Source organism: Agrobacterium sp. NPDC090283, assembly GCF_044769685.1.
Taxonomy (GTDB): Bacteria; Pseudomonadota; Alphaproteobacteria; order Rhizobiales; family Rhizobiaceae; genus Agrobacterium.
Genome location: NZ_JBIVYG010000005.1, coordinates 266,001 through 285,789, shown reverse-complemented (window position 1 = coordinate 285,789; position 19,789 = coordinate 266,001). Strand labels below are relative to the sequence as shown.

The 19,789-nt window shown below is 57.3% G+C and carries 16 protein-coding genes; 12 read left to right on the top strand and 4 right to left on the bottom strand.

Going from position 1 to position 19,789, the window contains the following annotated elements:
• Positions 1-279: 279 nt before the first annotated feature.
• Positions 280-981 carry an MgtC/SapB family protein gene (locus tag ACIQUH_RS10535; protein ID WP_400814556.1) on the bottom strand — a complete coding sequence of 234 codons (702 nt, stop codon included), beginning with the start codon at positions 979-981 and terminating at the stop codon, positions 280-282.
• A gap of 244 nt (positions 982-1,225) precedes the next feature.
• Between ACIQUH_RS10535 and ACIQUH_RS10530 the strand changes: the two genes are divergently transcribed.
• From ACIQUH_RS10530 to ACIQUH_RS10490, 9 genes are all read left to right on the top strand, one after another.
• Positions 1,226-1,753 carry a YqhA family protein gene (locus ACIQUH_RS10530; RefSeq protein ID WP_400814663.1) on the top strand — a complete coding sequence of 176 codons (528 nt, stop codon included), beginning with the start codon at positions 1,226-1,228 and terminating at the stop codon, positions 1,751-1,753.
• A 200-nt stretch (positions 1,754-1,953) separates the two neighbouring features.
• Positions 1,954-3,096, top strand: coding sequence for an efflux RND transporter periplasmic adaptor subunit (locus ACIQUH_RS10525; RefSeq protein ID WP_400814554.1), 1,143 nt, complete (start codon positions 1,954-1,956; stop codon positions 3,094-3,096).
• Positions 3,093-6,245 carry an efflux RND transporter permease subunit gene (locus ACIQUH_RS10520; RefSeq protein ID WP_400814551.1) on the top strand — a complete coding sequence of 1,051 codons (3,153 nt, stop codon included), beginning with the start codon at positions 3,093-3,095 and terminating at the stop codon, positions 6,243-6,245. The genes ACIQUH_RS10525 and ACIQUH_RS10520 overlap by 4 nt, the downstream gene beginning before the upstream one ends.
• Before the next feature lie 3 nt (positions 6,246-6,248).
• Positions 6,249-7,679, top strand: coding sequence for a basic amino acid/polyamine antiporter (locus ACIQUH_RS10515; protein ID WP_400814549.1), 1,431 nt, complete (start codon positions 6,249-6,251; stop codon positions 7,677-7,679).
• 93 nt (positions 7,680-7,772) lie between these two features.
• Positions 7,773-9,203, top strand: a complete 1,431-nt coding sequence (locus tag ACIQUH_RS10510; protein WP_400814547.1) for a basic amino acid/polyamine antiporter — start codon at positions 7,773-7,775, stop codon at positions 9,201-9,203.
• Positions 9,204-9,220: 17 nt separating this feature from the next.
• Positions 9,221-10,465: an arginine deiminase gene (locus tag ACIQUH_RS10505; protein WP_400814545.1), complete on the top strand. Its 1,245-nt coding sequence runs from the start codon at positions 9,221-9,223 to the stop codon at positions 10,463-10,465.
• A 116-nt stretch (positions 10,466-10,581) separates the two neighbouring features.
• Positions 10,582-12,018: an amidohydrolase family protein gene (locus ACIQUH_RS10500; RefSeq protein ID WP_400814543.1), complete on the top strand. Its 1,437-nt coding sequence runs from the start codon at positions 10,582-10,584 to the stop codon at positions 12,016-12,018.
• Between the two features lie 51 nt (positions 12,019-12,069).
• Positions 12,070-13,104: an AI-2E family transporter gene (locus ACIQUH_RS10495; protein ID WP_400814541.1), complete on the top strand. Its 1,035-nt coding sequence runs from the start codon at positions 12,070-12,072 to the stop codon at positions 13,102-13,104.
• Between the two features lie 120 nt (positions 13,105-13,224).
• Positions 13,225-13,470 carry a DUF378 domain-containing protein gene (locus ACIQUH_RS10490; protein ID WP_400814539.1) on the top strand — a complete coding sequence of 82 codons (246 nt, stop codon included), beginning with the start codon at positions 13,225-13,227 and terminating at the stop codon, positions 13,468-13,470.
• Positions 13,471-13,517: 47 nt separating this feature from the next.
• Here the strand turns inward: ACIQUH_RS10490 and ACIQUH_RS10485 are convergent, their stop codons facing one another.
• The 3 genes from ACIQUH_RS10485 to ACIQUH_RS10475 all read right to left on the bottom strand — a co-directional run bounded on the left by ACIQUH_RS10485 (position 13,518) and on the right by ACIQUH_RS10475 (position 16,248).
• Entirely contained in the window at positions 13,518-13,766 is a 249-nt protein-coding gene (locus ACIQUH_RS10485; RefSeq protein WP_400814537.1) for a hypothetical protein, read from the bottom strand.
• 17 nt (positions 13,767-13,783) lie between these two features.
• Complete coding sequence (locus ACIQUH_RS10480) at positions 13,784-14,671, bottom strand: alpha/beta hydrolase (protein ID WP_400814535.1); 888 nt, start codon at positions 14,669-14,671, stop codon at positions 13,784-13,786.
• 440 nt (positions 14,672-15,111) lie between these two features.
• Positions 15,112-16,248, bottom strand: a complete 1,137-nt coding sequence (locus ACIQUH_RS10475) for an ROK family protein (RefSeq protein WP_400814532.1) — start codon at positions 16,246-16,248, stop codon at positions 15,112-15,114.
• Between the two features lie 115 nt (positions 16,249-16,363).
• Here ACIQUH_RS10475 and ACIQUH_RS10470 point away from each other — a divergent pair, with 115 nt between their 5' ends.
• The 3 genes from ACIQUH_RS10470 (at position 16,364) to ACIQUH_RS10460 (ending at position 19,785) form a co-directional block, all read left to right on the top strand.
• Positions 16,364-17,731 carry an ABC transporter substrate-binding protein gene (locus ACIQUH_RS10470; RefSeq protein ID WP_400814530.1) on the top strand — a complete coding sequence of 456 codons (1,368 nt, stop codon included), beginning with the start codon at positions 16,364-16,366 and terminating at the stop codon, positions 17,729-17,731.
• A gap of 61 nt (positions 17,732-17,792) precedes the next feature.
• Positions 17,793-18,704, top strand: coding sequence for a carbohydrate ABC transporter permease (locus tag ACIQUH_RS10465; RefSeq protein ID WP_400814528.1), 912 nt, complete (start codon positions 17,793-17,795; stop codon positions 18,702-18,704).
• 1 nt (position 18,705) lies between these two features.
• On the top strand, positions 18,706-19,785 hold the full coding sequence (locus ACIQUH_RS10460) for a carbohydrate ABC transporter permease (RefSeq protein WP_400814524.1): 1,080 nt from the start codon (positions 18,706-18,708) through the stop codon (positions 19,783-19,785).
• Positions 19,786-19,789 lie beyond the last annotated feature (4 nt).

The following is a 19,789-nucleotide window of genomic DNA, read 5'->3' as shown; positions in this document are numbered from 1 at the left end:
AAGCGGGCTTTTACGTTCGGGCAGGCCGGGGATTTAAGGCCTCGTCAGGGCGCCGTAAGGAAGCCAAAATCGGCGTAACGGGATTAAGATTTCCAATCGCAGTACTCACCAAGCTGGAACGCCGAGGCTTCGAGGAGATTCGATAATGAAGGATGTGTTCGAAAACTTGGCTGCGGAATCGGATGGTTTGCACAGGCGTTTTGAAACTGGCGAGGCAAAGACGGTCTATCAAGCCAGATGACATATGGCGGATACGGGAGGTGAGCCGCTGTATCAAAATTATCTGTAAGCGCAATACAGGACGGTCGGAGACAGGCTGAGCGATTGGACAAGGGCGCTAATGACTTCGCTATCGATCACGTCCCCTGAAATGACGACATCAATGGTAATTGTTTGATCAGTCGAATTGACGCGCCGTGCAAGCGACTTTACCGCCAGTTGATGATCTCCGGTCTGCGCCATCAGACGCGCCCGGACCTCTGCCTCATTTTCAGGGGCCGTACGAACCTCGATCGTATGCTGTTGTGCGGCAACGGGACGATGAGGCACGAAGCGCTCCACAAGTCGGACCAATTTCGGGGAGGCCATGTTGATCAGCAGGATAAGGAGCGTGGCTTCGGTGGCTTCAAACAATCTTCCATAGCCGGCCAGAACACCGATTGCGCCGGTCGCCCATACGGTTGCCGAGGTGCTCAAGCCGCGAATATTAAGTCCGTCGCGCATGATCAGACCAGCACCAAGGAAGCCTATTCCCGTGACGACTTGTCCGCCCATGCGAATGTCTTCATTGACCTCCAGAATAGCCGGCAATGCGCAATAAGCTGCGGCGCCAAAAGCCACAAGTGCATGGGTTGTCAGTCCGGTTGCGCCTTGTCGCCACTGTCGCTCAAGGCCAATGACCGTTCCAAACACGACAGCGGCAATCAGGCGAGCCGAGATCGACAATGTGTCGTAAAGCCAGGGAATGAAGTCGTTTATCACGAGTGTCACCGATCGATTTTGAGTGCACTGTAAATTGAAACTCCAGATTGCCGAAAAGCGTTTTAGCACAAAACGGGACTGAAACTGAAAGATGGAAACAAATTGGTTTCCAGTTTTTCTGAATTATAGCGACCTGGGCATGCATTCTTGCCCTTCCGCTGACAATTGAGGCACAGTGCCGGAAACGGAGATGCGGAAACTGGCGTTTCAGTGTGTTTCCAAGCGCTATCGGGGAGAGGAAGCAATGTTGTCATTTTTGCTCAGCCTTCGGTATGTCATGGGGCTTGCGTCCATTGGCGTGATCGCAGCTTCTTTTCTTATGTTCTGGGAAGGATTGCTGGCCATTGGCAACGCCTTTGTCCAGATGCGCGTAAATCCGGATCAGGCAATCGTCGCCGCAGTATTGCAAGGCGTGGACAAGCTTCTATTCGCTATCGTCCTCGTGATTTTCGGCTGCGCAATTACGGTCGGCTTTGTCGCCAGCCCAACCGCACACTGGAGAGCGCAACTGCCTCGCTGGATGCTCATTGAAGGCGTCGCCGAACTCAAAAATCTCTTCTTTCAGATGATCATTCTTTATCTCGTCGTGCATTTCGTGACGCTGGTAGCAGAACTGGAGGAGATGCCTGACTGGAATGCGCTGGTGTTACCCGTTTCCATCCTGCTCCTCGCGGCTGCCATGAAAATCATAGCGACGGCATCTGCACACCGTTCTCCCGGCGATGTAGAGGCAACGAAAGGCGAAAGCTCTTCTCTCGAGAGGGGGAAATAACTCGTTACTTCTTGGAGTTGTATCTTGCTTTTTTTACGTTACAGCTAATACATCAGTGGATGGAATTGTGAATGAATGCGGCTCCAACTGCCTGCATTCCTTAGTTTTCAACGTGCATCTGCGGTTTTCCGCATAGACTCTATGTCCGAGTAGATAGCCGGCGAGTTACTCGCCAGCTAGAGTGGTAGAGTGTGAGTTGAATGCGTCAATATTACTTTATTCTTATCCTAAGGTTGAGATGGCTTTGCGGGGCTTTGTTATTCTCGGCGATTTCTTTTGATCTCAACGCACAGTCACTTCAAAGCGTAGAGGTTCTTCCAGTACAATTGATGAATGTCTCTCCGAGATACGAATTTGTTGGTCGCGTGGAAGCGGCAAATTCGGTTGATATCCTCGCGAGGGTGCCGGGGTTTGTAAAACAAAGGATATTTCAGGAAGGGCAGCTGGTCACTGTAGACCAGCCTTTGTTCGTGATCGAACAAGAAGGCTATCAACTGGCTTTGGACGATGCGGAGGCTGCGCGCGAGGCCGCGCAATCGAGCCTCGTCAATGCCGAACAGAGCCTGAACCGAAACCTTTCGCTTGCGAGAGGCAGCGTTTCCCAGGCCGTGCTTGAGCAAAGTCAGGCTGCACGCGATTCCGCAATTGCCAGTCTGCGCTCGGCCGATGTCAGGGTGAACCAAGCCAAGCTGAACCTCAGCTACACGAGGATTTCTTCGCCGATCCAGGGAAGAATAGGCGTCTCACATGTTTCGGTGGGTAGCTTCGTGGGCAATACGACAACAGCGCTTGCCCGTGTCGTCCAGATGGATCCCATTCGTGTCGTTTTTTCGGTGAGTGATCGCTCTATTCTCGACCTGCGCGCCGCAGCCGGCGGAGCTTCCAAGGAGGAGCTCGCCAAACACTTCAAGACGAACCTGCGTTTGTCCAACGGCCAAATCTATATTCAGACGGGTGAAATCGAGTTTCTGGACAATCAGGTTGATATGCAGACCGGAACGCTTGCGGTGCGGGCGCTGTTTTCGAACCCGGATGCTTTGCTTTTGCCGAACCAATTCGTGACTGTTGTCGTGAGTGAGGGAGAACCTCTCATGAAACCGGTGGTTCCACAGGAGGTCGTGCAGCAGGATCGAGATGGGAAATACGTGCTGCTCGCCGGTACGGGCGACCGCGCGGAATTGCGCCGCATCAAGGCTGACGGCGAAATGTCGGGGAACTGGATCGTAGAGGAAGGCCTCGTTGGCGGTGAACGGCTTATCACAGGCAATCTCCAGAGCGTCGCGGAAGGCATGTCGCTCAAGGTGATGCCCGCCGATATCAGTAGTGCTGGAACGAAGCCATGATGAGCCCCGGAAGCTTCATCCGGCTTCCACGCTTTGCGATGGTGATCGCGATTGTCATGGTGATCGCCGGCGCACTTGCGATGACACAGATTCCGGTCACGCAGTTTCCGCCGATCACGCCCCCCGAAATACAGGTTTCCGCGACCTATCCCGGCGCTAACGCCAATGTCATGGCTGAAAGTGTCGGCGCGCTGATTGAGGAACAGGTGAATGGCGTTGAAGGCATGCTTTACATGTCTTCCTCCAGCACCAACAACGGCACCTATTCGCTGACCGTTACATTCGCTGTCGGGACAGACCCGGAAATTGCACAGATCAACGTGCAAAACAGGGTGGCAACGGCAACGCCGCGTTTGCCTGCGGCCGTCTCGCAGACAGGCGTCACGGTTAGAAGCCGGTCGTCAAGCATGTTGATGGGGGTTGCGATCTACTCGCCGAAGGGCACGAGGGACGAGCTCTTTGTCAGCAACTATGCCTCGATCAACATCAGAGATGCATTGGCGCGTATCTCGGGTGTTGGAGATGCTGGCGTCTTCGGTCCCGCCTACAGCATGCGCATCTGGATGAATCCCGATCGCATGGAGGCACTCGGTGTTACCGCAGCCGATCTGAGCGCCGCGGTTCAAGCTCAGAACGCTCAGGCGTCAGCGGGTCAGATTGGCTCGCCACCAACCGCAGATGGACAGCAACTGCAACTTACCATACTGGCAAAGGGTAGATTGAGCGACCCTTCGGAATTCGGGAACATCGTTGTCCGAACCAATACCGATGGTGCAATCGTGAGATTGCGTGACGTGGCGAGGGTTGAGCTTGGTGCGCAGTCCTATGACACTGTATCGACTTTCAACGGCAGGCCGAGCGCGACGATCGTTCTTTATCAATCGGCTGATGCGAATGCATTGTCGGTATCGCAGGCCGCCAGGGCCGAACTGGAACGTTTACAGCAACAGTTTCCCGAAGACATCGCTTATACGGTTGTTTTCGATACAACAAATTTTCTCAATGCAACGATCAAAGAGATCGTAATTACCCTTGCCATTACATTCGTTCTGGTGGTCGCCGTTGTATATATCTTCCTGCAGGATTGGCGGGCGACAATTCTTCCAACGCTTACGATTCCGGTTTCGTTGATCGGAGCCTTTACCGTTCTCTACTTCATCGGCTATTCGGCAAATACGATTACATTGTTCGCAATGGTTCTGGCCATCAGCCTTGTGGTGGATGACGCGATCATCGTGGCGGAAAATGCGCAGCGCGTCATGCAGGAAGACGGGTTGTCGATTACCGACGCGACGCTCAAAACAATGGAGCAGGTTACCGGCCCGATCATCGCAACGACGCTTGTGTTTGGGGCGTTATTCGTGCCCGTGTCCTTTTTGCCGGGAATAACCGGACAGCTCTATCGGCAATTTGCCGTCACGATATTGGTGACGATCGGCTTTTCGACGATTAATGCCCTCACGCTCAGTCCGGCACTGTGCGCCATGCTGCTGAAGCCGCCGGCGACGCACCGGCCGAAGATATTTGAGTGGTTCAATTCCTCACTGGGCTGGATCAGAGATTTTTACATCCGGATGCTCCTGGCACTGTCGACGCGCGTCGCCATTTCGATTCTGGTCATCCTGGGAATTTTCGCGGGGACCTATGCGTTGGTACGGGTGCTGCCAACAGGCTTCATTCCCTCGGAAGATCAGGGTTATCTTTTCACAAATATCCAGCTTCCAAATGCTGCGGCGATCGGGCGGACGCAGCAGACGGTGTCGCAGGTCCAGACAATCCTGCGCAACACGCCCGGCGTTGAAAATGTCATCGGTATTTCAGGCATGAGCCTCATTGGAGGAGGCGGGTCGAATGCCGGGATGGTGATTGCCGCCTTGAAGCCATGGAGCGAGCGGAGCCCGGACGAAAGCGCCGATGCAATATTGGCGAAGCTGAGACGCGATTTTACCGTGTTTTCCAACGCGTCAGTCGTTGCTTTCAATCCACCAGCAATTCCTGGACTGGGCACCACCGGCGGGTTCGATTTCCGGCTGCAGGCGCGGGATGGGCAGCAGCCAGGCGAACTTGCCCAGGTCATGCGGGGTCTCATCGGCAGGGCCAATCAATCGCCCGAACTCGCCGGGGTGTTCAGCACATTCTCGGCAGACTCTCCACAATTGTTCATGGATATCGACCGGAACCGGGCCGAATTGTATGGCGTGTCACCGGCGGCAATTTTCAGTGCCGCGCAGGCACAGCTTGGTTCCGCCTATATCGATGATTTTAATCTCTCTTCCCGCGTCTTTCAGGTGCGGTTGCAGAACGACACCCAATTCCGGTCTCGTGTCGAGGATATCCAGCGTCTCAGGGTGCGGTCTTCAAGCAATGCACTTGTGCCGATACAGGCGGTGGCGTCCGTTTCGACGATATACGGCCCAAGTTCCATCAACCGGTACAATCTTTTTCCCGCCGCTTCGATCAACGGCCAGCCGGGTCCCGGCGTGAGCACGGGAGACGCGCTGGTTGCGATGGAGAACGTTACTGCCGAGACGCTTCCCGCGGGGTTCGGTTTCGAATGGACCGGGCTGGCATTGCAGGAGCGGCAGGCCGGAGCGCAAACCGCAGCCCTGCTCATCATGGGAATAGTCTTCACCTACCTGTTTCTCGTCGCTCAATATGAAAGCTGGTCGGTGCCCTTAGCCGTCATACTTTCCGTATGTGCAGCAGCAGCAGGGGCGCTGTTCAGCCTTCTGATCACGGGCCTGGATCTGAATGTTTACGCACAGATCGGACTGGTTCTCCTGATAGGACTGGCGGCGAAAAATGCCATTCTGATCGTTGAATTTGCCAAGGAACGGCGAGAGGCGGGGCTGGAGATCACCGAGGCCGCTCGTTTGGCAACATTCCAGCGTTTCCGGCCCGTTTTCATGACAGCCATGGCCTCCGTGCTTGGTGTGCTTCCACTGGTTTTTGCGACCGGGGCGGGGGCGGCAAGCCGACAGGCGATCGGCGTCTCCATTTTTGGTGGTCTGCTGGTTGGCACCTTGGTCGGTATCCTGATCATCCCACTTCTATACATCCTCGTTCAGACCATGCGGGAGAGGATCAAGTCATCCTGGTTCGGAGGGAGTGCACGACCACAACACACCAAGGTTGGCGAGGGGGAATGAGCGATGGCCGTACATGGTGAAGCAAAGTTATCGCTGGTGACGTTGACCGGGATGGTTGTCGGCTCGATGGTCGGCGCGGGGATATTTTCGTTGCCGCAGGCATTCGGAAAGGCTACGGGCCCGCTTGGCGCGATTATCGCCTGGACCATTGCCGGAATTGGCATGCTTATGCTGGCTCTCGTTTTCCAGACCCTGGCGCAGCGGCGCGCGGATCTGGATGCGGGTATCTTCATGTATGCACGGGAAGGCTTCGGCAACTATCTCGGTTTTTTGTCGGCTCTTGGGTACTGGGCAGCGGCGCTGCTTGGAAACGTCACATACTTCATACTGGTGAAATCGACGCTTGGTCTGTTTTTCCCGGCCTTCGGTGACGGTAACACGCTGGTTGCGGTTGCCACATCGTCCGTGTTGTTGTGGGTGTTTCATAGTCTGATCCTGAGAGGTATCCGGCAGGCAACGGCTCTCAATACGGTGGTGACAATCGCCAAGCTTCTGCCGATCTTCGTGTTTCTTCTGCTGGTTTTGCTGGCCTTCGACTGGAAGACCTTTCGCGAAAGCTTTTGGGGTGCGGATGAGGCCGGGTTGGGGGTGCTTGCCAGCCAGGTCAGAAACACCATGCTGGTCACCGTTTTCGTTTTTGTCGGGATAGAGGGCGCGAGCGTCTATTCGAGATATGCGCGAAAACGCACCGATGTCGGCACCGCCACGGTCGGCGGCTTTCTGTTCGTTCTGGCCCTGATGCTGGCCATCACGCTGCTTTCATATGGGGTGATGCCGAAGGAAGAGCTTGCCCAATTGCGCAACCCGTCGATGGCAGGGGTGCTGGCGGCTGTCACCGGGCCGTGGGGGGCGATCTTCGTCAGCATCGGTTTGGTCATATCCGTCGCCGGCGCCTACATCGCCTGGGTGCTGCTGGCGGCGGAAATCCTCCACTCCGCCGCCACGCATCAGACCATGCCAAGGTTTCTGGCTCGGGAAAATAGTTCCGGGGTTCCGGCCAATGCGCTTTGGCTGACGAACATTATCGTGCAGCTGTTCCTGATCGTGTCGATGTTTTCCGACTATGCCTTCATGCTCGCCGTCGCAATGACAAGCTCCATGATCCTTGTACCGTATCTTCTCGTCGCGGCGTTTGGAGTGAAAACGGCTTTGCAGGGAGATTCCCTTTTCGCACAGGTCGGGCGCAATAGTGCTGAAACGATACAGTCACTCCTGGCCCTGATCTATACTTCCGGACTTATCTATGCGGCAGGGGTGAAATATCTTCTTCTGACAACCTTGATCTATGTTCCGGGCACCGTTCTTTTCCTCATGGCAAGGAATGAGCAGGGTGTTGGGATATTTAACCATGTGGAATTGATTGTTTTCGCGATTTTAAGTTTCGGGTTTTTCGCAGTTATATTTAGTATTACAAAAGGATACATGACTATATAGGGTTTTTGCCGTGAATATATGATTCACTGCGCGATTTTTCTTGTCTATTGCATGCTTGAATCTGGATTTATACTTTGGTTGGAGGGTAGGTCTATGGCAGCGCCGCAACAGAAACTCACGTTATTTTCGCTAACGGCAATGGTTGTCGGCTCCATGGTGGGGGCGGGTATCTTCAATCTTCCGGGTCGCTTCGGATCTGCCACGGGACCTTTCGGCGCGATAATCGCCTGGGCCATTGCCGGGACAGGCATGTATATGCTCGCGCGGGTTTTTCAGGCTCTCGCCGAGAAAAAGCCCGATATAGATTCCGGCGTTTTTGCCTATGCGAAGGAAGGGTTTGGAAACTACATGGGTTTCCTTTCCGCCTTCGGTTATTGGCTCGGCAGTTGCCTTGGCAACGTCTTCTACTGGGTTCTGATCGGCTCCACCCTGGGACGCTTCTTCCCCGAAATCTTTGGTGATGGAAGCAGTGCCACGGCGATCATCGTTTCGCTTATCGGCATATGGTTGTTTCACTTCATGATCCTGCGAGGCGTGGAGCAGGCAGCCTTCATCAATACGATCGTCACCGTTGCCAAGATTGTCCCGATCCTGGTCTTCATCGTGGCGCTGATCGTCTTCTTCAACTACGCGCAATTCTCCGAGAATTTTTTCGGTGGCGCAGACATGCCGGCTAAATCGCTGATCGCCCAAGTGCGGGACACGATGCTGATCACCGTCTTTGTGTTCCTTGGCATTGAGGGGGCGAGCGTCTATTCCCGCTTCGCCCAGAAACGGTCCGATGTCGGCTCAGCGACCATCCTCGGTTTCGTCGGCGTTACGGGGCTCATGGTTGCCGTAACCCTGCTGCCATATGCCGTTTTGCCACAATCATCCATTGCGGCGGTTCAGCAGCCTTCCATCGCGGGCGTTCTTGAAGCGGTCGTGGGGCATTGGGGTGCGGTCTTCATCTCCATTGGTGTCCTGGTTTCCGTTCTCGGTGCCTATCTGGCCTGGTCTCTCATTTGTGCCGAAGTGCTTTTTGCCGCAGCCAAGTCGCAGGACATGCCGAAAATCTTCGCTGCACAGAATGGCAACAGGGTGCCGGCCAACGCTCTTTGGCTCACCAATATCGTCGTCTCGCTTTTCGTCATTTCGACCTATTGGTCGCGAGATGCATTCAACGTCATGCTCGACATGACAAGCGTGACGGCGCTTTTGCCCTATCTTCTCGTTGCCGGCTATGGCGTTTTGCTGGCTCGTCGGGGTGAGGGTTACGAGACGACACCGGAACAACGCGGGCGCGATCAGTTCTTCGCCTGGGTCGCCGTTGTCTACACGCTCTTCATGTTTGCCGCCGCCGGCTTGAAATATGTCCTGCTCGTTGCGGTGTTGTTCGTTCCGGGCACGGTTCTCTATTTCTGGGCGCGACGCGAGCAGAAGCTCACATTGTTCACGCCGGCTGAACTCATCGTGTTTGCAGTGACGCTCATCGGAGGTCTGGTTGGGGCTTACGGTTTGCTGACAGGTATCATCACACCCTAAACGGAGAGGCGAAGGTCATGACACAAACGACAGCTTTTGGCGTTCATTCCGAAGTTGGGCAACTGCGCAAGGTAATGGTCTGCGCGCCCGGCCGAGCGCACCAGCGACTGACACCGAGCAATTGCGACGCGCTTCTCTTTGACGACGTCCTGTGGGTTGAAAATGCCAAGCGCGACCATTTCGACTTCATGACGAAAATGCGCGATCGAGGTGTCGAGGTATTGGAGATGCACAATCTCCTGGCGCAGACCGTCGCCGTGCCGGAAGCAAAGGCCTGGATTCTCGATCATCAGGTTGTGCCCAATCAGATCGGGCTGGGGCTCATCAATGAGGTCCGGTCATATCTCGAGGGATTGGGAGACCGGGAACTTGCCGAAACGCTGATCGGCGGTTTGTCGACCTATGAGTTTCCCGACAGCCTCGGCGGGGCGCAGCTCGCACTGATCCGCGATGCCGCGGGTGTTAACGAATATCTTCTGCCACCCTTGCCCAATACGCTCTACACGCGTGACACGACATGCTGGATCTATGGCGGCGTCACTCTCAACTCGCTTTATTGGCCGGCGCGTCATGAGGAAACGATCCTTACGACGGCGATCTACAAGTTCCATCCGGACTTTGCGGGGAACGTCAATGTCTGGTGGGGCGACCCGACCAAGGACTGGGGACTGGCAACGCTGGAGGGTGGCGACGTAATGCCGATCGGCAAAGGCAATGTCCTGATCGGCATGAGCGAGCGAACGTCCCGACAGGCCATCAGTCAGGTCGCTGCCGCATTGTTCGAGAAGGGGGCTGCGGAACGCGTGATTGTCGCCGCCATGCCCAAGCTGCGCGCGGCCATGCATCTCGATACGGTCTTCACCTTCGCCGACCGCGATTGCGTCCTGCTCTATCCGGATATCGTCAATGGCATTGAGGCCTTTTCCTTCCGCCCGGATGGCAATGGCGGGGTGGAGCTGCACAAGGACAAGGGCAGCTTTGTTGAGACTGTCAGGGATTCCCTCGGCCTGAAAAAGATGCGCGTGGTGGAGACCGGCGGCAACGACTACATGCGCGAGCGAACCCAGTGGGACAGTGGTGCAAACCTCGTCTGTGCTTCACCCGGTGTCGTCTACGCCTATGACCGCAACACCTACGCCAATACCCTGCTTCGCAAGGAGGGTATCGAGGTTATTACGATCACGGGTGCGGAGCTTGGGCGCGGTCGCGGCGGCGGCCATTGCATGACGTGCCCGATTGTCCGTGATGCCGTCGACTATTGAGGTGTTTCACGAAACTGCCGGGAGCGCGTAGGAAACAACCGCGCTCCCTGATTTGCCGTATCGGGATGCCGCCATGATAGCGATGGCGGGTAACCCTATTGGGGAGACCAAGCCTCATGCAAAGTTTCGGACAGAAATATAGCCATCTGGTCCATAATTCCGGGTGCGCCTGCTTCAATCCTTCACTGCAGATCGTTTCGCGTCGGCTGGAAGCCTTGTCGAGACGCGGATTCCTGGTGGGTCTTGGAGCTGCGGCGCTTTCAAGCGCAATGCCGAAGCCCTCCGCTGCCCAAGACGCTCCCTCAAAAACCGTGTTCCGCGAGGTGCGTCTTTTCGACGGCAAATCGAGTACAGTCCAGACGGGTGTGCAGGTTCTTGTTGAGAATGGCAAAATCACCGCGATTGACTCGGCCAACAATCCCGCACCGGCAGATGCGACTGTCATAAATTGCCGCAATGGTGTTCTGCTGCCGGGTTTGATCGATGCTCATTGGCATACGATTTTTGCGGCGGTTCCCCTCAATATCCTTTTGGCGGGTGACCCCGGCATCATTTTTGCGGCGGCGACTGCTGAAGCCGAGCGGACGCTTCTGCGCGGCTTCACAACAGTGCGCGATCTTGGCGGGCCCGTATTTTCATTCAAGCAGGCCGTGGACGGGGGGATCATCTCTGGCCCGCGCATATTCCCGTGCGGGGCAATGATAACGACGTCAGGCGGTCACGGCGATCTACGTCTGCTGACGGAAATCCCAAGGGATGGAGCGAAGTTAAGCTCAAGCGAATTGATGGGCGCATCGGCAATTGTCGACAGTATCGGCGATATCCGGTTGCGGGTCCGGGAGCAATTGCTCCAGGGAGCCTCGCAGATCAAGATGGTGGGAAGCGGAGGGGTATCTTCTCCCCGAAGTCCGCTCGACATGACGACATTCAGCGAGGAAGAGCTTCGGGCAGCGGTCGAGGTCGCCCGCGACTGGAACACCTATGTCGCGACTCACGCCTATACACCTCGGGCGGTTCAACGTGCGCTGGCTGCGGGTGTTGCCTGTATCGAACACGCGCATCTGATCGATGAGGATACGGCGAGAATGATCGCCGACAAGGGCGCATGGCTCAGCACGCAACCTTTCCTGACGATGGAGGACGCCGCGTCGCAGAGCGGACCGGGGCTGGAGCGTATACAGCAACTGTTTGCCGGTACGCCGAAAATCTATGAATTTGCCCGGAAGTACGGGATCAAGACGGCCTGGGGGTCCGATGTCCTGTTTTCGCCCCAGCTCAGGCCGCGTCAGAACTTCATGCTGACACATTTGAGTAACTGGTACTCAAACGCGGAAATCCTGCAGATGGCGACATCAGGCAACGCCGAATTGCTGGCGCTTTCCAGTTTCCGCAATCCCTATCCCGGCAAGCTTGGGGTTATCGAAGCGGAAGCATTGGCAGATATTATTGTCGTCGATGGTAATCCGCTTGATGATATCGGTCTGCTGGAAGATCCTCAGAAGTCCCTGTCCCTCATCATGAAGGATGGCCGCATCCATAAGAATATTCTTTGAAATCAATTCATGCCGGTACCGAAGGCGTCTGGCAGTTATCAGGAGCGGAAAATGCCGGAAGCGCCACGCAGGCCGATGACAGGTATGCTGATTGCCGGCATTCTCGTTATTGCTCTCTTGTTTGTGGCACAGTCGGTTTTTGCGCCTCTGTTTTTCGCCCTGTTCATCATCGCGATCGTGTGGCCCTGCCAGGTCGCCTTGCAGACGAGGCTCCCGCGTCTGCTGGCGCTGCTGATCACGCTTATCATCACGATCGGCTTCATCACCGTGATTGGTTCGTCGCTCGCCTGGGGATTAAGCCGGTTGGGACAGTGGCTGTTCACGAATGCGGACCGTCTGCAGGTCGCTTATTCGGCGGCTGTGGACTGGCTGGAGCAACATGGCATTGCAATAGCCGGGCCGATTGCGGATTGGTTCGATGTTTCCAGGCTTCTGTCCGTCATGCAGGGAACAGTGAGCAGGTTGAATCGGTTCGGTGGTTTTGCCGTGCTGGTGTTGATCTTCGTCATGCTCGGGCTTCTGGAGGTCGGGGATTTCGCCGTGCGTTTGCGGTTGCCGGCCGCACAGCCCTACGGCCAGATCATTCTTGACGCGAACCGCATCATCGCCATGAAATTTCGCCGTTTCATGCTGGTGCGGACCTTCGCCAGCATTCTCACGGGATTGCTCGTATGGCTCCTGTCTATCGGTGCGGGATTGGAACTGGCTGCGGCCTGGGGTGTCATCGCATTTGCCTTCAACTACATTCCGTTTCTGGGGCCGCTGTTGGCGACCACCCTGCCAACCCTCTTTGCCATTGCCCAGTTCGATACATGGCAACCTGCCTTGCTCATATTCACAAGCCTCAACATCATACAGTTCATCATCGGCAGTTATCTTGAGCCGAGGCTGGCCGGCGCATCCCTGGCCATATCTCCTTTTGCGGTCATATTTGCTGTGTTCTTCTGGAGTTTCATGTGGGGGCTGGCGGGAGCGTTCATAGGGGTTCCGATTTTGATCGCCTTCATCGTTTTCTGTTCGATGGCCGCCTCTACGAAATGGATCGCGACCGTCCTTTCAGGCCCCGAAACCGCAAGTTCCGGCTGAGAGTCAAACGATCGTCAGAAGCGATGCCGACAAGAATATGGTGGGAGTACAGGGCTGCAAACAGCCCTTCATTATCTTGCCTAGTCTTGGTCAAAACGTCACCTGAATAGGATTGGCAAGATGCGTACATTGAACGTCATTATGTTGACCCTCATTGTTATTGGGGGACTGGATTGGCTTCTTATCGGCCTGTTCCAGTTCGATCCTGTCGGGCTGCTGTTAGGAGGCCCCGGTGCCATCCTCGCCCGGATTGCCTATACGTTGATAGGCGTTTCCGCGCTCTGGCAACTCCTGCCTCTTGTCGGCGCCGCGCACCGTCGGGATGCCGAGGAGAAAATAAAGCGCAGCAACGCCCATCGGCCATAGGTGATATAGCCTCGATTTGGGGTCAACATTGATGGCCGGTCTTCGTCCTATGACCGGTAGCGCTGAAAGCGTCCGGGCACCCAGACATATCGGCTGCGCCGGATGCTCCACACCCATCTTCCGCGAACCCATCGATAGCCTTTCCGGGGCGGTGGGGCTTTTTCTTCCAGATTCGGCGGCGGCGGGGGGCGCCTGCCCACGGGAGCACGCGATCCGGCTGTCTGCGCGGAAGCTGCACCTGGTACAAGTATCAATGTGCCGATGAGCTGAAGAAATAATCTGCGATGTCTTTCCATGTCGCTCTCCTCTCTCCTTATTGCGTTGAAACGGCGGATTTGCGTGGTGGCGCCAGATCTTTCTCCTCGTCCAGCAGTTCAATCGCCTGTCTCAGGATACGTCCATCTTCCGAACTCGCCGACGCGGCGGAAAGCGTACCTGTTCCGACCCTCCCGCCCGTCAAGGCCCGCAAGGGTATTCTGGGAAACATGGTTGCAAGCGTGACAAACCTGTCGTGTCTTATCCTCGTCTGAGCCCTGACATCGCTGATATCGATGATTTGAAGATTGCGTTCTTCGGCCAGTGCGATGGTGCGGGGATCTTCGATATCGAGCGCCCCGACCTTTGCCGAGGCGCCCGCGAGCCAGCGTGAGGTCGCGAGTGCCAGATCGTCCTGTGTCGACAGCACGATGATTGGTTTTTTCAGCTTGCCCACGACTTTTAATTGTTTTCGGAAAACATCGATGTCGACATCGGGCGCGGCCAGTATCACTTGGTCGATTTGGCCGAGCGCACGATTGCTGGATTGAAGGCGCAGTTGCCGCAGGGCCTCTACGGTCAGCCAGCTTCCCATGCTATGGGCCAAAATCGTGGTCTCGACTTTTCCGTTGCCGAGATCCTCCAGCGTCTGGACAAGTTCATCGCGTGAGAAATTACTGGAATCCCTGTCCGCAAGGTAGCTTGAGAAATTCGCGCGGGATGGCCAGGCAAACAATATGGGCATGCTTCTGACATCGGCATCGGCGGATATTTGAACGAGCCTGAACAGGCTTTCCTGGAAATTGTTGTTGTAGCCGTGGACAAAGACCAATGCCGAGCGATTGGCGGCAGCCATACCAACGAATTGTTCGTGTGAAATGACTTTGCTTTCGATCACGGCGAAGGAAGACGCAGCATTCGGCATACCGTTCGGCCATTCGATCATGCCCGGCCGATGCCCCGGCGGAACCGAAACGACCACACGGAGATAGGTAGGGTCTTGCGACCTTTCGCTGGTAAACCCGTTATTGCCCAGCCTGTCGGGTTCGCGTGTCGTTACGACCAGAATTGTCTGCTGTATCGCGCCCTGCGCCGGCTTTACGACTTTCAGGGCCGCTTGGCCTGGCCTCGCACAGGAGGCCAGGAGAAAAAGGACAGAAACACTAAGCAAGAGGCATATTGCCTGAAGGGCGGATACCCTGAAATACCTTGGTTTCCCTACCATGATGCCGGGATTAAAACACAGCTGGGTTGTCATCGTAAATAGGGAACACGCCGGGAGAGCCGGAACCGGCGCTGATGCGGACAGGGTCGGGATACCGTACTTGCGTAGCCGCCGCGTTGCGTGACTGCCGCGGCTTGTCGCCGGCGCATTTCAGCGACGGCTTAGGGCGGCGAAGTCATATGGTGCAGGACGAGCGCTGCCGCGCCGAGGGCGGCGCTGTTCGTGGCCGGGATTTCCGACAGAAGAATGCGGGGCTGGCCAAGCGTGGCGCCGTCGAAAAGCGCCGGCTGCGAGAAATCCATCCATCCGATCAGGGCGCGGCGGACACTTTTTGGAAGCGTACCGCCGATATAGATAGCGGGCGGATCGAGAATGGCGCCGGCTGCGAAGGCGAGGCGCGCGGCTTCCGGCCCGGCCCGTTGCAGCCACCGTTCCACGCTTTCCGGTGCGGTGGCCAGCACGGTCTCCCATTCATCGGGGTCTCGCCCCTGTGGCAGGACCACGCCGTCGGCCTTGAGCCAGGCGGCAAGGTCGTCGAATGACGGCCGACACATGGAGCGGGGGCGCAGCGCGCCGATCTCGCCGGCATTGCCGATGGCGCCGCGATGGAGATTGCCGTTGAGAACGACCGCGCCGCCGATACCGCTGCCGAGATAGAGGTGGAAGAAGCTCTTGTGGTGTTCCGGGTTGCCGACCGTCAACTCGCCGATGGCGGCGGCATTGGCGTCATTTTCCACGATCACGGAGCAGCCCAGCGCATCCGACAAGGTGGCAGCGATGTCGATGCCGCCCCATCGGCCTACGTCCTCGGCCAGATCGAGGGCGGGCTCCGTGCTGCGGAAACGGATGGGCAGCGCAAAACCGGCGCCGATCAGGTCGGCGGCGGATATGCCGGTTCGCGACAGGAGCGCCTCCGCGCCTTCCGCAATCGTCGCCGCAACGTTATCGAAGGTTGCGGCGCTGTTGCGGATCTGGTGCTCGCCGCGGAGCGTGCCGCAGAAATCGAGGAGCGTCAGATAGACGGAATAGTAGTCGGCATGGATGCCGAGCGCATAGCCCGCGTCCGGTGAAAGCCGCAAATCGATTTGCGGTGGCCCCCGATGACCTTGCCGCCGCCCGCTCTCGACAACGATGCCGCGCACCATCAGCTCGTGGATCAGCATGCTGACGGCTGCCGGGGTGAGGCCGCAGAGGGCTGCCAGCTCTGCCCGTGACGCCGGCGCCGAGCGCCGCAGAAGGTGGATGAGCCGCTGATGGCTGCCGCTCAGTCCCATTAAATCAGTTTTTTCATTCAGCATTTTCGATGTCTCAAAAAAATCACGTGCCACCACAGGATTGTCATTCGATTGTTAAGTAAGCAACTTAATTAATTACTCAACCATCGTTATTCCACCAAATCCAAGTGAGGTAATCATGTTTCGAACCCTGACTCTCGCAGCGACCGCTATCGCCCTCCTTTCATCGGCTGCAAATGCCGAGGAAATCAAGCTGAAGTTGTGGACCCTTGCCGATCGCAATGGCCCTGCGCGCATCACCAACATCGAGGACGCCGCCGCTATCCTGAACAGCCAGTACAAGGCCGCCGGCATCGACAAGACGATCGTGATCGAGGCAAACAACAGCGGCCAGAAGGGCTGGGACGACTACGCTCTCGATACGCTGAAGGCTTTTGCGGTCAATCAGGGCCCGGATATCTATCTGCTGCCGCACGAATGGATCGGCCAGTTTGCGACCGACGGCTACGCCAAGGCGCTGGATGAGGAAATCGCCGCCAAGCCATGGGTCTATGGCGATGTGCTGCCGGTGCTGTGGAATTCCGTCAAGGGCACCGATGGCAAGGTCTACGCGATCCCGCAGGACGCCGAGATCCGCATGTTCTTCTACAACAAGGACATGCTGCGCAAGATCGGCAAGGACGAAGCCTTTATCGATGCCATTCCCGCCAGGGTCGAGACGGGTGAGTTCACGCTCGACGACTTCACCGCACTCAGCAAGGAAGTGGTCGAAAAGGGTGCCGCCCAGTACGGGATGCTGCATCGCCCGAATGTTGGTATCGACTATCTGATGGTCTTCGCGTCGAATGGCGTGAAGTTTACCGACGAGAAAACCGGCAAGCTGCTTTTCCCCAAGAAGGAAATGGAAGCGGCCCTCTCCTGGTATGAGCGCAACGCCAAGGAAGGTGTCACCCCCGTCGACAACACGGCGATGAGCTGGGAGGCGATCCAGACCGCCTTCAAGCAGGAAAAGGCCTTTGTCTTCCATCAGGGCGTGTGGGCTGTTGCCTGGCAGGTCGGCGACAAGCTCGGCGCAACCTGGCCGACGGACGGCAAGGGTTATTTCAACAAGATCGGCTGGATCCCGGCGCCGGCCGCCGAAAAGGGCGGAAAACCCGCCAACCTGTCGCACCCGATCGCCTACGCGATCAACCCGAAGGGAACGAATGCCGCGATCGCTGCCGATCTGGTGGCGCTCGCCTCGCTTCCCTATTTCAACACCAAGCACGCCGTTTCTTCCTACCACACCGCCATCAGCAACGCCCAGACTGCCATGCCGGACTACAAGGCGAACTGGGCACTCGAAGCTGCATCGCCGATGATGGTGCACGCCAAATTCGTACCCAACCACACCAAGTTTGGCAGCTATAACAAGGTGCTGTTCAGCGGCCTCCAGGCCGTCGAGACCGGGCGCATGAGCGCTGCCGAGGCCGTCGAATTCATCGCCGACGAGCTGGAAGTCCAGTTCGGCAGCGAGGTGGAAATTCGCGACGCGCTCTCCAACTGACGATCGGCGAAGGCAGGCGGGCCCGAGCTTCCGCCTGCCTTCGGCATTCAGGACCCCATCCATGATGTCACGACCGCCAAGACACCACCGGCCCGCCCGCCCCATCCTCTATCTGATGCCTGCGATCGTCATATTGTCGGTCTTCTTCATCGCGCCGATCCTGATCGATGTCGTCATCGCCTTCACCAATATGGGCGCAAATCTGAAGGTGGAGAAATTCACCTTCGATAACGTCATGCGCATGCTCGGCCGCGACAGCCGCCTGCCGATGGTGCTGATGACGACGTTCATCTACGTGACGGCCACGCTGTTCCTGTTCAATATCGGCCTCGGGGCGATCCTTGCGGTTACGACGACGGCGGTGCCGGAGCGGCTTGGCGCCTTCTTCCGCGGTCTGTGGCTTTTGCCGCGCATGAGCCCGGCGGTGCTTTACGGCGTGTTGTGGATCTGGGTCGCCGATCCGACCTCCTACGGCCTTATCAACCAGATCGGCGGCGCGCTCGGCTTTCCGCTGCTCAATCTGCGCAACGACCAGCCGCTGCTTCTGATCGTCATCGCAAACGGCATGGTCGGCGCCTCCTTCGCCATGGTCATCATGACCTCGACGATCCGTTCCATCCCGTCGCATCTGTTCAGCGCCGCCCGCATCGATGGCGCTGGCGAATGGTCGGTGCTGCGCCATGTGGTGCTGCCGGCGCTGCTGCCGCCGCTGCGCTTCATCACCATCTATCAGGCGCTCTCGCTGATGACGACCTACGAATACATCCTGCTGATTACCCACGGCGGACCGGTCTACGATTCCACCACCTACGCGCTGTACGTCTATCGCCGCGCCTTCGAAAGCGGCGCCTATGCCTATGGTGCGGCGCTGGCGCTCGGCCTGATGGTGATCGGCGTTGCGGTCACGCTGCTGCAATGGCGCATGACCGGCATGAAGCAGAGCTTCACGGCCCCGAAAATCGAGGTATTGTAAAATGACCATGACCACCATCGCAGGGGCTCCGGACCGAAAAGCCACGGACTGGAGCCGCCTGGCCCGCCGGACGCTCTGGAACCGCACCGGCTTTCTGGCCATCGTCATCGGCTTCCTCACCGTCATTTCGCTGCCGATCGTCCTTCCTTACCTCTGGCTGCTGGCGATCTCGCTGACGGACAAGGGCGGCGATGGAACCGCCATCCTCTGGCGGCTGTTCGCTGTTGCTGCGGCCGGCTATCTCGCGCTGATCGCCATCGCCCTCTTCGCCCCCGACGGGCAGACAGCCAGGCGGCTGCGGTGGGGGGTGATGCTTGCAACGGTCGCCGGCTTCGCTGTCGGAGTAGGCCCCTACCTGACTGTCGAAAATTTTGCCTTTCTCTGGGACCCCGCCAGCGTAGCGGCCGAGCGCGGCAGCCAGAGCCGCATCGGCCTCATGCCATCGGTCTGGTCGGCGATGGGCAATTCCTTCGCCTTTGCCGGCGCGCAGACGCTGATCGTGACAGTCGTTGCCGCACCCGCCGCCTATGCGCTGTCGCGCTTTTCCTTCGCCGGGCGGGAAAGTTTTCTGCGCGGGCTGTTGTTGCTGCACGCCTTTCCGGCGCTGGCGCTGACAGTGGCCATCTTCATCCAGATGTACTGGATGGGTCTTCTCAACTCGCTCTCCGGCGTCATCCTTGTCCTGTGCGCGCTCGAACTGCCCTTCGCGATCTTCGTGCTCAAGGGCTTCTTCGACGCCGTTCCCTGGGACATCGAGATGAGCGCGATCACGGACGGCGCCTCGCGTTTTCAGGCCTTCCGCATGGTGGTGTTGCCGCAGGTCGTCGGCGGGCTGATCGCGGTCGGGACTTTCACCTTCCTGCGCGGCTGGGAGGAATATGTCTTTGTGCAGACGCTGCTGATCGAAAAGACCAGCCTGACGATGAGCCTCTACCTCTTCTTCGTTTCGGAGGACAGCATGGGCGTCGACTACAGCCTCGTCGCCGCCGTTGGCGTCGTCTACGTGCTGCCGGCGCTCGTCCTCTACATCTTCACGCAAAAATACCTGACCCAGATGAGCTTCGGCGGGATCAAGGGATAAGAGA